This window comes from Ulvibacter litoralis (genome assembly GCF_900102055.1).
Classification (GTDB): domain Bacteria; phylum Bacteroidota; class Bacteroidia; order Flavobacteriales; family Flavobacteriaceae; genus Ulvibacter; species Ulvibacter litoralis.
Window position 1 is genome coordinate 381,302 of the sequence record NZ_FNBA01000001.1, and the last position, 19,895, is coordinate 401,196.

Below are 19,895 nucleotides of genomic sequence, written 5' to 3' on the forward strand. Positions count from 1 at the left end.
TTACGTATGCAAATTATGATGGACAAACTCCTAAAACTTCTTTATTGTACACTTATCCTTTTCAGCGTTCAAGGTGTTGCACAAACGGTTGAAGTTTGTAATACATGTGAAATAAACTCCCTCAAAGAAGCCATTCAAATGGCAGTAGCAGGCGATACAATTTTAATAAAAAAAGGAACCTACAAAGAGTATAATATTGTAGTAGATAAACCTTTGACTATTAAAGGAGAAAATTACCCTATAATAGATGGAGAAGACAAAGGAGAAATTATTCGTGTCACTTCAGATCATGTGACTATTGACGGCTTGTTTATTATCAATGTCGGAACGAGTTACACCAGTGATCACGCTGCCATACGAGTTGTACGAAGTGAGCACTTTTTAATTCAGAATGTAGTTTTAGAACAACTGTTCTTCGGAATTTACATCGAAAAATCTTCAAACGGAATTATTTATCACAACAAGATTATTGGCGATGCCCAAGACGAATACAACTCCGGAAACGGCATCCAGTTATGGTATTCAAAGAATGTATTGGTAGAGCGTAATATTGTACAAAAAGTACGCGACGGTATTTATTTAGAATTTTCAGACAACATCATTATTAATGAAAACACCAGCACAAACAACTTACGTTACGGGTTGCACTTTATGTTTTCTAACGATGATCTTTATACAAATAATTTATTCGAAAATAACGGTGCTGGTGTTGCAGTCATGTTTTCGAAACGAATTAAAATGCATCACAACACTTTCAGAAAAAATTGGGGCTCTGCCGCATTCGGACTGCTTTTAAAAGAAATTAATGATGCTGAAATAAAAAACAATGTATTTGAAGAAAACACTGTTGGAATCAACATTGAAGGCTCTAACAGAATTGTGTATGCAAATAATGATTTTATAAGTAATGGATATGCTGTAAAAGTTTTGGGAGCTTGTTATGCCAATACTTTTGAAAAAAATAATTTTTTATATAACTCATTCGATCTCTCATACAATAGCAAGATTAACGACAATGTTTTTAAAGACAATTACTGGAGTAGCTATACTGGATACGACCTAGATAGAAATGGCATTGGAGATGTTCCATACAGACCTGTAAAATTATTTTCGTATGTGGTGAACAAAACCCCAGAAACGATTATACTAATGCGAAGTCTATTCATCGACATTATCGATTTTTCAGAAAAAGTGTCCCCTGTTTTTACACCCGATAATTTGGTAGACATGACCCCACAAATAAAACGCTACGAATGATTAATATTGAACAACTACACAAGCGATTTGGAAAAAACCAAGTACTTAAAGGAGTCGATTTAGAGATTACTAAAAAAGGGGTTTTTGCAATTTTAGGACCTAACGGTTCTGGAAAAACAACCTTGATAAAAACAATCTTAGGAATGGTTATTCCCGACAAAGGAAAACTACTCGTGGGAGGCATTCCTATCAATAAAAACTGGAAATACAGAGACCAGATAGACTACTTACCTCAAATAGCAAACTTTCCGGCAAACCTAACCGTACAGGAACTTATCGAGATGATAAAAGATTTGCGAAACCATCCTGGAGAGGATAAAAAATTAATCGCGCTTTTTAAACTTGAACCCTTTCTATCTAAAAAATTAAGCAATCTTTCAGGAGGAACCAAACAAAAAGTAAACCTTGTCCTTACACTTATGTTCGACAGTCCTATTATTATTCTAGACGAACCTACCTCAGGATTAGATCCTATTGCTTTATTACATCTGAAAGCACTCATAAAAGAAGAGAAAGCAAAAGGTAAAATTATTTTAATTACCTCTCACATTATGAGTTTTGTAGAAGAAATGGCAGATGAGATTGTCTTTTTACTAGAAGGGAAAGTGTATTTTAAAGGAAGTATTGAAGCACTTAAAACGCAAACCCAAGAGTCTAATTTTGAACACGCTATTGCAAACCTTTTAACCTTCGACCATGCTTAAAATACTAAAATACAGCTTTTTTGACCTCATCCGAAGTAGATGGTCGTATGTGTATCTACTCTTCTATTTGTTACTAGGATGTGTACTACTGTTTTTAAACAACGATTTATCAAAAGCGATTATCACGTTAATGAATGTAATAATCATTTTAGTGCCGTTAATTGGAACAATTTTTGGCGTGATGTATTATTATAATTCCAAAGAATTTACGGAACTGCTATTAGCGCAACCCATTAAGCGTTCTTCTATATTTATAGGACAGTATTTGGGTGTTGCCTTGTCGCTTTCCATGAGTCTAGTAATAGGATTAGGAATTCCATTTGCACTTTACGGACTGTTTCAATCCAATGAAATTTGGGACTTTGTGTTACTGTTAGTTACGGGAACGTTCCTTACGCTCATATTTACAGCACTGGCTTTTAATATTGCTTTATACAATGAAAATAAAATAAAAGGATTCAGTTATTCAATCCTTCTTTGGTTGTTCATGGCTGTAATTTATGACGGGCTATTTTTAATGTCTCTTATTGCTTTTCAATCGTATCCTTTAGACTCTTTTTCAATAGGAGCTACCATGTTTAACCCCATCGATCTGTCTCGTATTTTAATTTTACTAAAACTAGATATTTCAGCGTTATTAGGTTATACGGGTGCTGTTTTTCAAAAATTCTTCGGAACAGGTTTTGGATTGTTTATATCTATTGGAGCACTATCCCTTTGGGTCATTTTACCTGTGTACAACATTTACCGAAAATGCAGAAAAAAAGATTTTTAAACTGATAGATATCATATTTTTAGACTGCTTCAATATGGACCTTTGCCATAGGTATAATGAGCAAATTTTAAAATATGACTTCTTGTTTCCACTGCGGGGATCCCTGCGACGAAGAGTTAATTGTACACCATGACAAAAATTTCTGTTGTTATGGATGCAAGACTGTATTCGATATTTTAAACGATAACGACCTTAACTACTATTACGATTTAGAAAAAACACCTGGGAATTCACCAAAAATTTCAGAAACGAAATTTGAGTTTTTAGACAATCCCAACATCGTTGGAAAACTTTTGGAATTTGATGAAGGAAACACACAGATTGTTTCTTTTTTAATTCCTTCAATTCATTGCAGTTCGTGTATTTGGGTGTTAGAAAACTTAAACAAACTACAACCAGCAGTAAGTAATTCGCAAGTAAATTTTCCTGAAAAAACAGTCCGCATTACCTTTAATTCTGAAACATTAACAGTCAAGCAGTTGGTGTTATTGTTAGCTCAGATTGGTTATGAACCTTACATTTCATTAGAAGATGCAAAACCAAAAGAAAGGAGCCACAACAAAAAGTTAATTTTCAAATTAGGCGTCGCAGGTTTTGCTTTTGGAAATGTAATGTTTCTTTCATTTCCTGAATATTTTCAAGAAACCGAATTCTGGCTTGATTCATTCAAGCATCTCTTCCGTTGGTTGATGTTTTCCTTCTCACTCCCCGTTGTTTTTTATTCGGGACAGGATTATTTTATTTCAGCCTATAAAGGATTACGCTCTAAAATATTAAATATCGATGTACCTATTGCGTTAGGAATCTCGGTTTTATTCATTCGAAGTACTATAGACATTGTTTTCGATTTAGGCTCTGGCTTTTTCGACAGTCTTACAGGATTGGTGTTTTTCTTATTATTAGGAAAGTTCTTTCAGCAAAAAACATACGCTTATCTTTCTTTTGAACGGGATTACAAATCTTACTTCCCAATGGCAGTAACACAATTGCTTAAAAAAGAAGATGGCACTTATTCTGAAATACAATCTGAAGTACACCACATAAAAAAAGGAGACCGATTGTTAATTCGGAACAACGAATTGATATCGGTGGATGCCGTTTTATTAAAAGGAGAGGCACTCATCGATTACAGCTTTGTAACAGGAGAAGCAAATCCCGTTTCAAAAGCTAGCGGAGATACCTTGTATGCGGGTGGAAAACAACAAGGAGGTGTGTTAGAAATTGAAGTCCTAAAACCTGTTTCTCAAAGTTATTTAACGCAGTTATGGAGTAATGACATTTTCAGTAAAAACAACAAAAGTCCTTTTCAATCAATAACAGATCGTATTAGCAAACGTTTTACTGTTGGAGTATTAAGCATCGCTTTTCTGGCTACATTGGTCTGGCTTATTTACGATGCTTCGCATGCTTTTAATGTGTTTACAGCGGTTCTTATTGTTGCGTGTCCTTGCGCTATTGCACTTGCAGCTCCTTTCACATTAGGAAATATATTGCGTCTTTTCGGAAAAAAGAAATGCTATTTAAAAGAAGCTTCCGTTATTGAACAAATGGCAAAAATAGACACCTTGGTTTTTGATAAAACGGGTACGTTAACTGCGGCTGCTAAAAATATAATTCGTTACGAAGGCGTAGATCTTTCCGAAGAAGAAGAAGAATTATTAGCCACTTCACTTCGAACTTCCAACCATCCATTAAGCAGGGCTTTGTATAAGGAACTTCAGAAAAACAACATCTGTACATTAGACGAGTACGAAGAGATATTAGGGAAAGGAATTACCGCAAGAATCGCAAAAAGTGAAATAAAAATAGGGTCGCATCAATTTGTCACCAATGAATCTGACATTGTTGTTTCGGAAACCAACCCGAATCGAACAGGGGTTCATATAAGTACAAACAACACTTATAAAGGGTGTTATATTTTTCAAAATCAGTATCGTGAAGGTATTGCTGAAACCATGCAAACACTCGCAAATAAATACGAACTTATTGTACTTTCTGGCGATAATGAAGGCGAACGGGAATATCTTTCAGAATTACTTCCGAAGGGAACGAAGCTATACTTTAACCAGAAGCCTGAAGACAAACTTCAATTCATTGATAACTTACAAAGAAAAGGGAAATCGGTCCTCATGATGGGTGATGGACTTAACGATGCAGGCGCCTTAAAACAAAGTAATGTCGGGATAGCCCTTTCTGAAAACACCAATGTATTTACGCCCGCCTGTGATGGAATTTTAGATGCCAGGGTATTTAACGATATCCCAAACTTTTTAAGTGCTTCCAAGCGTGGAATTCAAATTATACAATGGAGCTTTTTATTTTCTCTGTTTTACAATATTATCGGACTCTCATTTGCGGTTACAGGACATTTAAAACCTGTGATAGCGGCCATTTTAATGCCTTTGAGTTCTATTAGCATTGTGATATTCACGACGCTACTTGTTCGTTTTTACGTAGGCACTCTTTTAAAACGGTAAAAACTATTATTTTAAAACTTGGTCTGAAACCGAAAATCTTTCCGAAGAAAATAAAAACAATACATATTAATGAATGCTTCAATTAAAGCCACATCGTTTTGTAGTTGCTAGCAACAGTGCCCTTCATTACGTTTTTTTTCTAAAATAGTTTCTTCCCAAAGCTGACATATATCATATTTTAAGAAGGGCTCCATTTCTATTTTTACACCATAATTCAGGTAGGTATGAGTATTATTTATATGCTTTTGGCAATCAGTGTCTTTGTGGCGCTCATCTTTTTTGCAGCATTTATTTTTTCTGTAAAAAATGGGCAATATGACGATACCTATACACCATCTGTACGTATGCTCTTTGATGACGAAATTGTTAAAGAGGACGCTACCAAACTGAATGAAACAACAGAAAAACCAACCGTACCAAAGAAAGGTTAGTATTAATTTAAAAATTTGGTAAAAAATTAAACGATCAACTTAAGTAACTATGGAACTACAAAAGTTTTACTACGATAACAAAATCGTAAGCAAATTCATCATCGCGACACTATTCTGGGGCGTCGTGGGGATGAGTGTCGGCTTATTATTAGCCTTTATGTTTTTATTCCCTAACCTTACAGATGGTATACCATGGCTTAGTTTTGGTCGTCTTAGACCATTACACACCAATGCTGTAATTTTCGCCTTTGTTGGAAATGCAATATTTGCTGGGGTGTATTATTCTACACAACGTTTGCTTAAAGCGCGTATGTGGAAAGATTGGATGAGTAATCTAAACTTTTGGGGTTGGCAGGCTATTATTGTAGGTGCAGCGATTACGCTTCCATTAGGATACACTACAACGAAAGAGTATGCCGAACTTGAATGGCCTTTTGATATTGCTATTGCATTAATCTGGGTTGTTTTTGGAGCAAACCTTATTGGTACAATGATTAAAAGAAGACAACGTCATTTATATGTAGCCATTTGGTTTTACTTAGCAACATTTGTAACAGTGGCTGTTTTACACATTGTAAACAGTATGGAACTACCTATAGGACCATTAAAAAGTTACTCAATGTACGCTGGAGTGCAAGATGCACTGGTACAATGGTGGTATGGTCATAATGCCGTTGCCTTTTTCTTAACGACACCGTTTTTAGGATTAATGTATTACTTTGTTCCTAAGGCAGCGAACAGACCTGTATATTCGTATAGACTTTCTATTGTTCACTTCTGGTCATTAATCTTTATTTACATCTGGGCAGGACCGCATCACTTATTATATTCTGCACTTCCAGAATGGGCACAAAATTTAGGAGTTGCCTTCTCTATTATGCTAATCGCACCTTCTTGGGGAGGGATGATTAATGGTTTATTAACCTTACGTGGAGCTTGGGATAAAGTACGTACAGATCCTGTTTTAAAATTCATGGTGGTCGCTATTACTGGATACGGTATGGCAACTTTTGAAGGACCGATGCTATCACTTAAAAATGTAAATGCAATTGCGCATTTTAGTGATTGGATTATTGCACACGTGCACGTAGGTGCCCTTGCTTGGAATGGTTTCTTAACTTTTGGTATGATCTACTGGATGGTTCCTAAGTTATTCAAGACCAAATTATGGTCCACAAAACTTGCCAACTTTCACTTTTGGATTGGAACATTAGGAGTTATACTTTATGCATTACCTATGTATGTTGCTGGATTTGTTCAAGCGTCTATGTGGAAACAATTTAATCCAGATGGAACATTAACGTATGGTAACTTCTTAGAAACTGTATCTGAGATTATGCCAATGTACTGGATGCGTGCTATTGGTGGAACACTATACATTACAGGTGCTTTAATTGGTATTTATAATATTATTAAAACAGCTAGAGCAGGAAGTAAAGTAACTGACGAACTTGCAGAAGCTGCAGCACTTCAGAATGTAACAAAAAAGAGAACTGCAAAAGAAGGATATCATACTTGGTTGGAAAGACGTCCTGTTAAATTAACCATTTTTGCTACCATAGCTATTTTAATTGGAGGAATGGTTCAAATTGTTCCATCATTAATGGTTGATGATTATGTTCCTGTAATTTCAAGCGTGAAACCATACAGTCCTTTAGAACTAGAAGGTCGTGATCTATACATTCGTGAAGGTTGTGTTTCTTGTCACTCACAAATGATACGTCCTTTCAGAAGTGAAGTAGAGCGTTATGGTGAGTATTCTAAAGCCGGAGAGTATGTTTACGATCATCCATTTTTATGGGGAAGTAAACGTACCGGACCAGATCTTCATCGCATAGGCGGAAAATACAGCGATAACTGGCATTTAAATCACATGTACGATCCGCAAAGTACCTCATCAGGTTCTATCATGCCTTCATACAAATGGCTTATCAATAGCGAATTAGACAAAAGCAAAACGGAAGCAAAAATGAATGCGATGGTAACATTAGGCGTTCCTTATACCGAAGCTGAAATTGCCAATGCTCAAGAAGCAATGGTTGTTCAAGGAACACAGATTGAAAAAAATCTGTACAGCGATCCAGATTTTGCCAAAACGTATGAAGCAGATAAAAAATATGCTCAAGAAAACGGAGAAGAGTTTGTAGAAATGCGAGATCGTGAAATCGTAGCCCTCATAGCTTACTTACAACGATTAGGTACAGACATTAAAGTGAAAGACGCAGAAACTTCTGCAATTAACGAAAACAATTAAGGTCATGTTGAAATTTATAAAAGGAAACTTAGAAAATATAGATGGAGTTGAGGTATATCCTATGATCTCTCTTATGATATTCTTCATCTTCTTTTTAGTGTTGTTCTTTTGGGTGTTCACAGCTAAAAAAACACATATAGCAGAGGTAAGCAATATCCCATTAGAAGATGATACAGTAACTGAAAACAACACCCAACTATGAGAACGACAGCATCATTTGTAAGAATATTAATTGTAGCCATTTTTGTCTATTTCTTTCTAGATTTCATAGGCACTTCAGGAGAAACTTCTATTTTTTTAGAAAACCCTATAATGTGGTTGGCGTATGGTATTATAGTACTGTTTTATATTGCAGGAGAAGTTTGTATAGAAGCAATTAAAAGTGTGCTTTACAAAACTTTAAGCCCTGAGGCGCAAGCTAGATATGACGCTCAAGAAACAGAAGCGAAAGAAAACCAATTTAAATGGATTAAAGAGAAGTATAAAAAATCGTTAGGAAGTAAAGGCATTGAAGAGGAACACGAAATTATACTAGACCACAATTATGACGGTATTAAAGAGTTGGACAACAACCTTCCGCCATGGTGGGTATATATGTTCTACGGAACCATCATTTTCGCAGTCGTATATTTAGTTCGTTTTGAGGTTTTCAATGATTACACGCAGGCTGAAGAATATGAAACGGCTGTCGCTGAAGCCAAAGTAGAAATTGAAGAATGGAAAAAAACTGCTAAAGATTTAGTCGATGTAAACACCGTAACACTTCTTACTGATGCATCTGATTTAAATGCTGGAAAAGCCATTTTTGAAGCCAATTGTATCGCCTGTCACAAATCTGACGGTGGTGGTGGAATTGGACCAAACCTAACCGATACGTATTGGATTCTAGGAGGTGGTATCAAAAATGTATTCCATACAATTTCTGAAGGAGGACGTGATGGTAAAGGAATGATTTCGTGGAAAAGCGACCTTAAACCTCTAGAAATGGCACAAGTTGCTAGTTATGTTTTAAACTTTCAAGGTACTACTCCTGCAGAGCCTAAAGAAGCTGAAGGAGAAATTTGGGTAGATCCAGATGCACCAACAGACACACAAGAAGCAACACCTGAAATTGTAAATGACTCTACAGCAGTGAAACTTACAATGAACTAAAAACAGGTTCAATTTCTTAATAGCGCAAACAAAAAAATAATGGCAGATCAAGGTCAAGATAATTTTAGAGATACCATAGGTACACTCAATGAAGAAGGAAAACGGGCTTGGGTATTTCCTAAAAAGCCTGATGGTAAATGGTACGAGTATCGTAAATACGTAAGTTACGTTTTACTTGCTTTCTTATTTGCTGCGCCATTTATTAAAATAGGAGGAAATCAGTTTTTAATGTTCAATGTATTGGAACGTAGGTTCAATATATTTGGGTTTCCTTTTTGGCCACAAGACTTTCATTTATTTGTCATTATGATGATTATAGGTGTCGTCTTTGTTGTGCTATTTACTGTTGCATTTGGTAGATTATTTTGTGGTTGGATATGTCCGCAAACTATTTTTATGGAAATGGTTTTTCGCCGTATTGAATATTGGATAGATGGCGACCGTGGAAAGCAAATTCGACTAAAAAAAATGCCTTGGAATGCCGAGAAAATTAAGAAAAGAGTCCTTAAGTGGATCATCTTTTTTATTATTTCGTTTCTCATTGCAAATATATTCTTAGCATATCTTATCGGTAGTGACCAACTCATCCGTTACATTACAGACGGCCCTTCAAAGCATGTGAGCACTTTAATTTCTCTGCTTATTTTCACTGGAGTATTTTACTTCATTTTTGCATGGTTTCGAGAACAAGTATGCATCATTGCGTGTCCTTACGGCAGACTGCAAGGGGTTTTACTCGACAACAAGTCGATTGTTGTTGCTTACGATCACAAACGTGGAGAAAAAGAAGAAGGTCGTGCTAAATTCAAAAAGAATGAAGACAGGCCTGCAACGGGAAAAGGAGATTGTATCGATTGTTTCGCTTGTGTACATGTTTGTCCTACCGGAATAGACATTCGAAACGGAACACAATTAGAATGTGTAAACTGTACAGCTTGTATAGATGCCTGCGACCATATGATGGAAGCGGTAAATCTTCCGAAGGGATTAATACGATATGCAAGTGAAGATAACATCGAAAAGAAAGAGAAATTTAAGTTTACACCTCGATTAAAAGGGTATGTAGCGGTACTTGGAATTCTTACCGCAGTACTTATTGGAATGTTGTTTTTACGTAATGATATTGAAGCTAATATCTTACGATTACCAGGTCAGTTGTACGAACACAAAGCAGATAACATGATTAGCAATGTGTACACCTATAAGCTAGTAAACAAAACGGTAGACGACATCGAAAATGTCCACTTTGAACTACTATCGCATAAAGGCACAATAACCTTGGTTTCTCATGATGATATTACTGTGAAAGGACAAGGATTGGCTGAAGGAACTCTCTTTATAGAAGTTAATGCAAGTTCTTTAAGTGGCGATAAAGACCGAATGGAAATAGGTGTTTACAGCGGTGATGTTTTGATTGAAACAACAAGCACAGCCTTTTTAGGACCGAGAAGCTATAAGTAAATTACTAAAAATTGAAAGGGTTGTTTTTCTTCGGAAATGTTTACAGATTAGTAGCATAAGTACAAATGCATGAATGAACTAACAATAACGAATCGCACGGTCTAAATGCCCATAACCCTTACAACCATAAACGAAGTATGTCAGAAAAGAAAAAATGTTGTGAAGGATGTAAAAACGGACAACCAGGCCTAAACAAATCGTGTCAGGCAAAGTTGCTACTTGAGGAGTTAGAAAAGAAGAAAGAGGTAAGAAGAAAACAAACGAAAGTTTAATTAATAAGATTCCCGTTAGTTCGGGCACACAACGATATGAAATGGAATTGGGGAACAGGAATTGTAATAGGAATGATCGCTTTTATGAGCTTCATTACCTATATGGTGGTCACGATGAGCACTAATAAAAAATTTAGTTACGATTTAGTAACTGAAGAATATTACGCGAAAGAAATGGCATACCAAACGGAGATTGATGCCGAAACAAAAACGAACAATCTCAACGAAAAAATTGAAGGAACTAAAACGTCCGACGGCTGGCTTCTTAGCTTTCCTGAAGAATTGGAAGCTTCAAAAATTAATGGAAAAGTGTTCCTATATAGACCCTCTAATCAGCAACTGGATTTCGACTTACCATTAGTCCTTTCCGGATCAAATTTGCTCATACCTGACAATAAGCTGATTGAGGGTCGTTGGAACATTACGATAGCCTTCACCTATAACAATGAAGACTACCTTTATAAAAAATCGATTACCTACTAATGTTATACTCCGCGCTCATATTTGGTTTATTGGGTAGTTTTCACTGTGTGGGAATGTGCGGACCTATTGCATTTTTATTACCTGTAGACAGGAAAAACCCAACGAAACGGGCGTTACAATTACTTAGTTATCATTTAGGACGTATTTTAATGTACGCACTTCTAGGGTTGGTATTTGGACTTGTTGGCAAAAGTTTAAACCTATTTGGATTGCAGCAACAGTTATCTGTTGGAATAGGTGTATTAATGATTCTTTTTATTTTAATCCCTACAAAAATTGTAAGTCGTTATAATTTCTCAAAACCTATCTACAAAGCAGTAGGGAAAGTGAAAAGTGCCATGGGAGCAGAACTTAAAAAGAAGAATCCGGGAACGTTTTTCACGATAGGCTATTTAAACGGTCTATTACCTTGCGGATTGGTCTATATGGCAATTTTTGGAGCGTTAGCTACAGGAGGAGCCTGGGAAGGAAGCCTTTATATGGCTGTTTTCGGATTGGGCACTGTACCTCTTATGACGACAGCTATTTATTTGGGAAACTTCTTAACAGGAAAAGTAAAAAAACGCGTCTTAAAAGTGATTCCTGTATTTGTTATAATTATAGGCGCATTATTTATTGTTAGAGGTTTAGGATTGGGTATTCCATATATCTCACCGTCTGAACACGTCGCTATTGAGCAGGTATCTGCAGAACATAGCTGTCATTAATTAAATTAATTTTAAATCTAAATACTATGGAAAATATAATTTTACCTTTAGTGAACTGGGGAATGGGTGCACTACTAATTGGAGTTTTTGCAGTTGTTTGTATTGCATTAGTACTCGTTGTATATTCTTTGGCTAGTAATGACAAAAAAGCTGCCGACACTAAAAATGATGACGTAGAGGAACTTTAGATTTATTTTAAAAACCAATTGATTTGTCAAGGGAAGCACAATCAAAATCTAAGGATTCTGATTGTTAAACTTAGTCTTTAAGACGAAAGCTTTTCTTTTCCTTAAACTTCACGATTGTTACAAATTCTTAGATACGTATATGAATGAGGACAACATCAGGAATTAGGAAACCTTCTATCATCCTCAATTCAACCTACACTAAACTTTAAATAGTCATAGAAAAGAGTTGTGTTTCTGGTTTGCTTTCTTGCAAGCGCGCATCGAAAGCCATACAGATATTACGGATAAAAGGCCTTCCTTTTTCGGTCACTTCTAATCCATTAGGTAGTATTTTTATAAGTCCGTCACGTTCTGTTTCTTCTAATTGTCCTAAAACAGTTGATAGTGAATCACTATAGGTTTCTGTGGTGTCCCATGCCGTTTCAAACTTACACATCAAATTAAGGATGTGTTTTCGGATGATAAGATCCTCTGTTGTTAATACATGTCCTCTAAATACAGGTATAATTCCTTTTTCCACCAAATCTTGATATGCTTCTACCCCCTTTTCATTTTGTGCAAAAGCCGTCCAACAATCACTAATCGCGGAAGCACCTAACCCAATCATCACTTGTGTTTTAGAGTTGGTATATCCCATAAAATTACGGTGAATCGTCTTATTTTCTAACGCCTTATAAAGCGAATCGGTTGGCAATGCGAAATGATCCATTCCAATTTCAATATAGCCCGCTTCGAGCAAGTGTTTTTTACCCAATTCGTACATCTCTCTTTTTTCTGAAGGGGAAGGCAAATCGGAGTCGTTAAAACCGCGTTGTCCATTTCCTTTCATCCAAGGCACATGCGCATAACTGTAAAATGCAATTCGGTCTGGTTGAAGCTTTGCCGTTTGTGCGATGGTTTCACGAACGTGTTCTTTTGTTTGAAAAGGCAATCCGAAAATAATATCGTGTCCTACAGAAGCATATCCTAACGAACGTGCATTTTGCGTAGCAGCAATTACATTTTCGATAGGTTGTATTCGGTGAATGGCCTTCTGAACCGTTTCATTATAATCTTGAACACCATAACTTACTCGCGTAAATCCAAAAGAAGCTAAGGTTTCTAAGTGTTCTTTGGTTGTATTGTTGGGATGTCCTTCAAAACTAAACTCATAGTCTATTGCTTTGTGAACTTTCCGAAGAAGCCCTTCTAATAACATTTGTAAATTTTCCGGACTGTAAAAAGTAGGCGTCCCACCTCCTAGATGTAGTTCCTTTAAAATTGGTTTTTCACCAAACAATTGAATGTATAAATCCAATTCTTTCAAAACAGATTTTAAATACGGAATTTCTACTGAATGATTTTTGGTAATGCGTTTGTGGCAACCGCAAAACGTGCATAAGCTCTCACAAAACGGCAAGTGGATGTAAATACTAATCCCTTCCGAAGTATTGCTTTCTTGAAAACTTTTAACGAGTTTTTCTTTCCAAACTCTAAGAGAAAAAGAAGCAGGATCCCAATAAGGAACAGTTGGATAACTAGTATACCTCGGTCCTGCAACATTATACTTTGAAACTAAAGTTTGACACATACGTATTATTTTAGCTTCAAAAGTAAAATTTAGACAAGGGCCATCCGATGATAAATATCAGTTTTAGAAAATCAATTCTGTTTTTCTATAACACTTCATTTCTGCTTTTTCTAGTTTTCGTTAATTTTACACTTTCAATCACCAAGTAACGTATATGAGATTCCTTTTTGTTGTACTTTTTTCTATCTTTTCTATCGCTGCTTCAGCACAAATTTTAAATGCTGAATCACTTCGGAAAGTGACCGATACCAGTGGATTTTCAGGGGCAACGAGTTTAAAGTTTGCGCTAAAACGAAACACTAACGATTTTCTTACTGTAACTAGTAATCTTCACCTTCAGTACAAAACAAAAAAGCATTTAGTACTTTTCAAAAATGATATTGATTTTCAGAAAATAGAAGGTGAAAAATTTGAAAATAGCGGGATTTCACATTTGAGATACAACTACCGCTTTCACCCACGAATTGCTTGGGAAATTTTCACACAAGCACAATATAATAAAATATCTCTTATCACTTTTAGAGGATTATTAGGCACGGGGACACGTTTTAAGCTTTCTTCTGCTGAAAATTATAAATTTTATTTGGGAACGCTTATCATGTACGAACACGAAGAAATTGACGATGGAGTTACCCCACTTCAAAGAGATTTTAGAGGAAGTTTTTATTTTTCGTTTAGCATGTATCCAAAATCTAACATCAGTGTAACTAGTACGACTTATTACCAACCGTTACTTTCAGGATTTAATGATTACAGGGTTGCAAATCAGTCGTCACTAGCGATTGAAATAATAAAAAACTTGGCATTTTTAACCTCGTACACCTTTACATATGATGCCTTTCCGGCAATTGGAATTCCTAATTCGCAATACGATTTTACCAGCGGGCTCGCCTATTCTTTTGATTAATACCGCAAACTTTAGTAAGTTTTCAAAAATAAATAGACTACTTTATTATATTTACCATAATTGAAAACCGAACGCATATTAATCTCGTAACTATTATAAACTAACTCTTTTATGGCTTCTAACAACTATTATGACCCTGCAGATCTTCGGAATTTTGGAAAAATCACAGAATGGAGTGAAGAGCTAGGAACTAAGTTTTTTGATTATTACGGTAAAGTTTTTGAAGAAGGTGCCTTAACAGCCCGTGAAAAAGCACTGATTGCTCTTGCGGTTGCACACACAGAACAATGCCCGTACTGTATCGATGCGTACACAAAAGACACATTACAACGAGGCGTTACCAAAGAACAAATGATGGAAGCCATTCACGTGGGTGCTGCTATTAAAAGTGGTGCAACTTTAGTGCACGGTACGATGATGATGAATAAAGTAAATAAATTAGACGGGTAAAAGTATGTCGAAACAGAAAACCCAATCTCTTCATAAACGCGATAGTGAATTAGCGGAAGCAAACCGACAGTTAGAAATACTATCAAACGGTATTTTTAAAAATGGAGAACTTCCCACTTTTGCAAAAAAAATAAAGGAAACCAATCAGTTTCCGCTTCGCCCTAGAAAATTAGAAATCTTACAAATTAACGTGGGGTATATGTGCAACCAGGTTTGTGATCATTGCCACGTAGATGCTGGTCCCGATCGCACCGAAATTATGACCCAAGAGACCATGTTACAGTGTCTTGAAGTGATTAAAACAACTGGAGCTCACACCCTAGATTTAACTGGAGGTGCCCCAGAAATGAACCCAAATTTCCGTTGGTTTGTGGAAGAAGCTAGCAAAGCGGGAATTAAAGATTTTATCGTACGAAGTAATCTTACGATTATTCGTGCCAATAAAAAATACTATGATTTACCGCAGTTTTTTAAAGACCACAATGTACATGTTGTAAGTTCTATGCCACACTGGACTCGTGGAAAAACAGACAAACAACGAGGCGATGGTGTTTTCGACAAATCTATTAGGGCATTACAAGATCTCAATGCAATTGGCTACGGAATGCCTGGAAGTAATCTTCGTTTAGATTTGGTGTACAATCCGAGTGGTGCTTTTTTACCGGGTGACCAAAATAGCATGGAAAAAGATTTTAAAAAGGCATTGCTAGACGATTTTAATATTCAATTTCACAATCTATTTACCATAACCAACCTGCCAATTTCTCGTTTTCTAGATTACTTAATTGCTTCAGAAAACTACGAAGATTATATGTATCAATTAGTCGATGCTTTTAATCCTTCCGCAGTTGCAAATGTGATGTGCACCAATACCATTTCCATTAGTTGGGACGGTTGGTTGTACGATTGCGATTTTAACCAAATGCTAGGACTGAAAGTGGCGAGTAAGGTGCAACATATTTCAGAATACAACGAAACCCTTTTAAACGATAGAGACATTATAATTTCACAACATTGTTACGGCTGTACTGCAGGCGCAGGAAGTAGTTGTCAAGGAAGTGTTGCTTAACCCATGAATTCGAAAAAAACTGCCATATTAATTTTTGCTCAGTCGGCACAGCGTGAAGGAACGCTGAAGCCCTTTAAGCAATCGGTGGTTTTATTTGAAGAATTAAACAAACAAACCCTTCGGAAAGTTGAAAAAAGTGGACTCCCCTATTTTTTATTTTCTGAAAAAGAACAAGTAGGAAACACTTTTGCCAAACGCTACACAAATGCGATTGAAGCTATCTATCAAAAAGGCTTCGAAAATATAATTACCATTGGAAATGACACGCCGCATTTACAAACAAAACAACTTACCGAAACTGCTAAAACCTTAGAACAAAATCCTATCGTTTTAGGGCCTTCTACCGATGGCGGCTATTATTTAATGGGATTAAAAAAGTCTCATTTTAACCCTTCCGATTTCTTGAAACTTCCTTGGGGGACTTCAAGTCTTACACGGGTTATTTCAAAATTATTTTCAGCAAAAAAAACGCGCATTGTTTTCTTGAAAGTGTTGCAAGATATCGATGCTGTTTCAGACATAAAAAAAATACTAAACAGCTTCAAATACATTGCTGTTTCTCTTATAAAATTACTCCATTCTATTCTTTCTTCGGAAAAAACTGTACTCACAAAAAACAGTTTATTTCTAGAAAACTTACTTCATCAATCTTATTTCAATAAAGGGTCACCCGTATTTCTTCAGGTTCAAGTTTAACAGTACACCATTTATTACTAAACCCCTTTATTATTATGAAGAAAATACTCATTAGCTTTTTGCTATGTGTAAGTGTTGCTGCATTTGCGCAAGAAGATTTTACCGTAACAGTTACCGATTACGAAAGTAACCAACCCATTTCAGAGCTTAGCATACAACTAACAAACGACGCTCGCGGACTAAGTTTTGAGCAAACTACATCGAGCCAAGGAAAAGTAATTTTTAAGTCCATCCCAGCCTTGGATGGGTATCAAGTATTCTTTGAAGGAAACGATTTATACGGTCCTGCATTTACCGAAAAAGTTGACGTGCGCTCTAATCAGAGCCCGAGCATTCAATTGCGTTTGGCACCGAGTCTTGGCAACGAACAACAATTGGAAGAAATCACTCTTAGCAATACCACCTCAGCAAAAATTAACCGTCGCGATGCCGAAGTTTCTTTTGAATTGAAAGCTGAAGAAATTGAAGAAATCCCCGTTGAAGCACGGGATGTGACACGGGTTTTATATAGATTACCCAACGTAACACAGGCTACAGGTTTTTTTCCTGAAGCTGCCAATGTAAGTATTAATGGAGGAAATCCTTTGTTTACTTCCTATCTTATCGACAACCTAGACAACAACGAAAATTTCCTTGGTGGACAACGCTTTGCAATTCCCTCAGGATTTGTAAAAGATATTACTGTGCTTACCAGTAATTATTCTGCGGAATATGGCTTAACGAGCAACGGAATTATAGACATCACCACCAAATCTGGAACCAATAATCTAACAGGAGAAGTCTTTTTTATTACGCGTCCAGGTCCCTCCATCGATGGGAAAAGTGAGTTCGCACAACGTGACCTTTCAGGAAATCAAGTAAAAGATGGTTTTGCGCGCTACCAAGCTGGTTTTGGCGTGGGAGGTGCTTTGGTGGAAGATAAAACGTTCTTCTATTTAAATTTTGAACATACTACCGACGTAAAAGACAACTTATTAAATGTACCTGAATTAGGTGTTTCTGAAACTGTTCGAGGAGAAAATAACTTCGAATATTTTTCAGCAAAAATAGACCAAAAATGGAATTCAAATGTTAGAAGCTCCCTTAGAGCCAATGTAGGTTTGGTAGGAATTGAACGCCAAGGAGGAGGACTTGACGGTGGCGCTACTTTTCAATCGGCAGGAAATAAGCAAGAACGAAACAGCCTCAATCTAGCGTTGAAAAACTCATACACAATTGGTGCTATTTCGGGTGAAAGCAACATTCAGTACAGTCGTTTTAAGTGGGGCTACGCAACGCCTAACAATCCTGAGAGTCCGCAAGTGGTCGTGAGAGATCCGTTGCAACAAACCATTGCCGTACTCGGACATCCAGGCTATGTGTTTGACGAGAATGAAAGTACCCTTCAGTTTCAACAAAAATTCAAATATTATCTTGACAATCATACGTTGAAGGCTGGACTCAACTTTATTACCAGCGACCACGAACTTTTTGGTGGTGGAAATCCGAATGGAAACTACACAGTAGAGCTTACACAAACACAATTGGAAGCGCTTCAAGCTAGAAATTTGAATGCTGGTTTTGATATCAACGATTTACCTTCAGACGTATCTGTAGTGAATTACAATGTAGAATTACGTCCTACTTCCTTCGGAAAAACGCATAATATCTCTAGTTTTTATGTGGAGGATTTATGGGCTGCTTCCGAAGATTTAAACATTACATTCGGACTGCGTTACGACTACGATAATCTTTCCAAAGGAGGAAGTGATAAAGGTGATTACAACAACCTAGCGCCTCGATTTAACTTTAACTACCAACTGACCAACAACAGTGTGATTCGCGGTGGTTACGGAATTGCGTACGACAAAATTAGTTATGCCATTTACAGCGATGCATTACAACAAAACACCACTTCTGACGATTATAGAGCACAAATTCAAGAATTGGTAAATCAAGGTATTTTACCTGCCGACACAGATATTGACAAAGTTACTTTTGCGGGAAATATTTCGGCGAATGTTGCAAACGTAGATTATTTACAAGGTCCTTCAGGCGCATCATTACAAGATCAACGCGAAGGAGTTTTCTCGAACGAGCGACGTATTTTAAATCCGAACGGCTATCAAAATCCCTACTCGCATCAGTTTTCAATTGGATATCAGCTTCAGGTGGAAAACGACAAACTATTCTTTGTAGATGTATTTCACAACAGGGGAGAAAAATTATTCCGCCTTCGGAATTTAAACGCGGCTGCGACCTTTCCAATTGATGAAAATTTTGATGCTTCCAATGTGAGATCCATAGAAGAAGCAGACAGCACACGACCGATTCCAATCGTAAATGGAGTTGGAATTATTAACGGACAAGAAGTTTCAGGCGTGGCTCGAAATGTAATTGTTTCAGAAACAGAAGGGAAATCGAGATACTACGCGGCAAGTTTCAATTATCAAAAAACAAAAGGGATGGACAATTATTCCTATCGCCTTAACTACACCTTATCATCTTTAGAAAACGATACGGAAGACATTAATTTTCGTCCGCAGGATGCGAATAATTATGCAAATGAGTACGGCCCTTCTATTAACGATCGTCGTCATAATATAAACGGAATTTTTAACTACTACCCTTTTAAAGGCACGAGTGTTACGTTGGCGTCTTTATTGCAAAGCGGGCAACCGATTAATCGAATTCCGGATGCGTCTATTTATGGAACTACCGACTTAAATGGGGATGGTTCTGGCTTTGGGGATGCCTATGTTGGGAACAGCGATCGTTCGCCTGGCGAGTCGAGAAACAGCGACCGATTGCCTTGGTCGTTCAATTTTGATCTAGGAGTACAACATCAATTTGCCATTGGAACTGCATCTAAAATTGAAATAAGAGCCGATATTTTTAATGTGTTTAATGTTGAAAATCTGAGTGGATATAGCAACAATTCGACGCAAAGCAACCAAATTCAGGTAGGACCCGCTTCATCGGGTGTTTTTGTGCAGCGAAATGCGGGACCCCCAAGACAGTTTCAATTTGGAGCACGTTATTTATTTTAAAAAAACCGAATTC

Annotated in this window: 18 protein-coding genes; 17 read left to right on the forward strand and 1 reads right to left on the reverse strand. The window is 36.6% G+C overall.

What is annotated here, in order from left to right; translation table 11 throughout:
• Nucleotides 1-18 precede the first annotated feature (18 nt).
• The 12 genes from BLQ00_RS01755 (at nt 19) to BLQ00_RS17525 (ending at nt 12,161) form a co-directional block, all read left to right on the forward strand.
• Nucleotides 19-1,257 carry a nitrous oxide reductase family maturation protein NosD gene (locus tag BLQ00_RS01755; protein WP_093139712.1) on the forward strand — a complete coding sequence of 413 codons (1,239 nt, stop codon included), beginning with the start codon at nt 19-21 and terminating at the stop codon, nt 1,255-1,257.
• Nucleotides 1,254-1,961 (forward strand): ABC transporter ATP-binding protein, encoded by a 708-nt coding sequence (locus BLQ00_RS01760; RefSeq protein ID WP_093139714.1) that lies wholly within the window; start codon nt 1,254-1,256, stop codon nt 1,959-1,961. Before BLQ00_RS01755 ends, BLQ00_RS01760 begins: the two co-directional genes overlap by 4 nt.
• Nucleotides 1,954-2,736: an ABC transporter permease gene (locus BLQ00_RS01765; protein ID WP_093139715.1), complete on the forward strand. Its 783-nt coding sequence runs from the start codon at nt 1,954-1,956 to the stop codon at nt 2,734-2,736. The genes BLQ00_RS01760 and BLQ00_RS01765 overlap by 8 nt, the downstream gene beginning before the upstream one ends.
• A gap of 74 nt (nt 2,737-2,810) precedes the next feature.
• On the forward strand, nt 2,811-5,213 hold the full coding sequence (locus BLQ00_RS01770; RefSeq protein WP_093139717.1) for a heavy metal translocating P-type ATPase: 2,403 nt from the start codon (nt 2,811-2,813) through the stop codon (nt 5,211-5,213).
• Between the two features lie 224 nt (nt 5,214-5,437).
• A complete protein-coding gene (gene ccoS, locus BLQ00_RS01775; RefSeq protein ID WP_093139718.1) occupies nt 5,438-5,644 on the forward strand; it encodes a cbb3-type cytochrome oxidase assembly protein CcoS in 207 nt (68 codons plus the stop codon).
• A 49-nt stretch (nt 5,645-5,693) separates the two neighbouring features.
• Nucleotides 5,694-7,898 carry a cytochrome-c oxidase, cbb3-type subunit I gene (ccoN, locus tag BLQ00_RS01780; RefSeq protein WP_093139720.1) on the forward strand — a complete coding sequence of 735 codons (2,205 nt, stop codon included), beginning with the start codon at nt 5,694-5,696 and terminating at the stop codon, nt 7,896-7,898.
• 4 nt (nt 7,899-7,902) lie between these two features.
• Nucleotides 7,903-8,100, forward strand: coding sequence for a CcoQ/FixQ family Cbb3-type cytochrome c oxidase assembly chaperone (locus BLQ00_RS01785; RefSeq protein ID WP_093139721.1), 198 nt, complete (start codon nt 7,903-7,905; stop codon nt 8,098-8,100).
• Nucleotides 8,097-9,050, forward strand: coding sequence for a cbb3-type cytochrome c oxidase N-terminal domain-containing protein (locus tag BLQ00_RS01790; protein WP_093139723.1), 954 nt, complete (start codon nt 8,097-8,099; stop codon nt 9,048-9,050). Before BLQ00_RS01785 ends, BLQ00_RS01790 begins: the two co-directional genes overlap by 4 nt.
• A gap of 39 nt (nt 9,051-9,089) precedes the next feature.
• The gene (ccoG, locus tag BLQ00_RS01795; RefSeq protein WP_093139725.1) at nt 9,090-10,511 is read left to right on the forward strand and encodes a cytochrome c oxidase accessory protein CcoG; all 1,422 of its coding nucleotides are present in this window, start codon (nt 9,090-9,092) and stop codon (nt 10,509-10,511) included.
• Between the two features lie 308 nt (nt 10,512-10,819).
• Nucleotides 10,820-11,266, forward strand: coding sequence for a FixH family protein (locus BLQ00_RS01800; protein WP_093139726.1), 447 nt, complete (start codon nt 10,820-10,822; stop codon nt 11,264-11,266).
• The gene (locus BLQ00_RS01805) at nt 11,266-11,973 is read left to right on the forward strand and encodes a sulfite exporter TauE/SafE family protein (protein WP_093139728.1); all 708 of its coding nucleotides are present in this window, start codon (nt 11,266-11,268) and stop codon (nt 11,971-11,973) included. The genes BLQ00_RS01800 and BLQ00_RS01805 overlap by 1 nt, the downstream gene beginning before the upstream one ends.
• Nucleotides 11,974-11,999: 26 nt before the next feature.
• Nucleotides 12,000-12,161, forward strand: coding sequence for a hypothetical protein (locus tag BLQ00_RS17525; protein WP_175445397.1), 162 nt, complete (start codon nt 12,000-12,002; stop codon nt 12,159-12,161).
• Between the two features lie 205 nt (nt 12,162-12,366).
• Here the strand turns inward: BLQ00_RS17525 and hemN are convergent, their stop codons facing one another.
• On the reverse strand, nt 12,367-13,731 hold the full coding sequence (gene hemN, locus BLQ00_RS01810) for an oxygen-independent coproporphyrinogen III oxidase (RefSeq protein ID WP_093139729.1): 1,365 nt from the start codon (nt 13,729-13,731) through the stop codon (nt 12,367-12,369).
• Nucleotides 13,732-13,885: 154 nt separating this feature from the next.
• On the opposite strand from hemN, the gene BLQ00_RS01815 reads away from it, so the two are divergent.
• The 5 genes from BLQ00_RS01815 (at nt 13,886) to BLQ00_RS01835 (ending at nt 19,882) form a co-directional block, all read left to right on the forward strand.
• Nucleotides 13,886-14,638, forward strand: a complete 753-nt coding sequence (locus BLQ00_RS01815) for a DUF481 domain-containing protein (protein WP_093139731.1) — start codon at nt 13,886-13,888, stop codon at nt 14,636-14,638.
• A gap of 111 nt (nt 14,639-14,749) precedes the next feature.
• Complete coding sequence (locus BLQ00_RS01820; RefSeq protein WP_093139732.1) at nt 14,750-15,088, forward strand: arsenosugar biosynthesis-associated peroxidase-like protein; 339 nt, start codon at nt 14,750-14,752, stop codon at nt 15,086-15,088.
• Nucleotides 15,089-15,092: 4 nt separating this feature from the next.
• On the forward strand, nt 15,093-16,157 hold the full coding sequence (gene arsS, locus BLQ00_RS01825) for an arsenosugar biosynthesis radical SAM (seleno)protein ArsS (protein WP_093139734.1): 1,065 nt from the start codon (nt 15,093-15,095) through the stop codon (nt 16,155-16,157).
• A gap of 3 nt (nt 16,158-16,160) precedes the next feature.
• Nucleotides 16,161-16,853 carry a TIGR04282 family arsenosugar biosynthesis glycosyltransferase gene (locus BLQ00_RS01830; protein WP_093139735.1) on the forward strand — a complete coding sequence of 231 codons (693 nt, stop codon included), beginning with the start codon at nt 16,161-16,163 and terminating at the stop codon, nt 16,851-16,853.
• A gap of 35 nt (nt 16,854-16,888) precedes the next feature.
• Nucleotides 16,889-19,882, forward strand: a complete 2,994-nt coding sequence (locus tag BLQ00_RS01835) for a TonB-dependent receptor plug domain-containing protein (protein WP_093139737.1) — start codon at nt 16,889-16,891, stop codon at nt 19,880-19,882.
• Nucleotides 19,883-19,895: the final 13 nt, after the last annotated feature.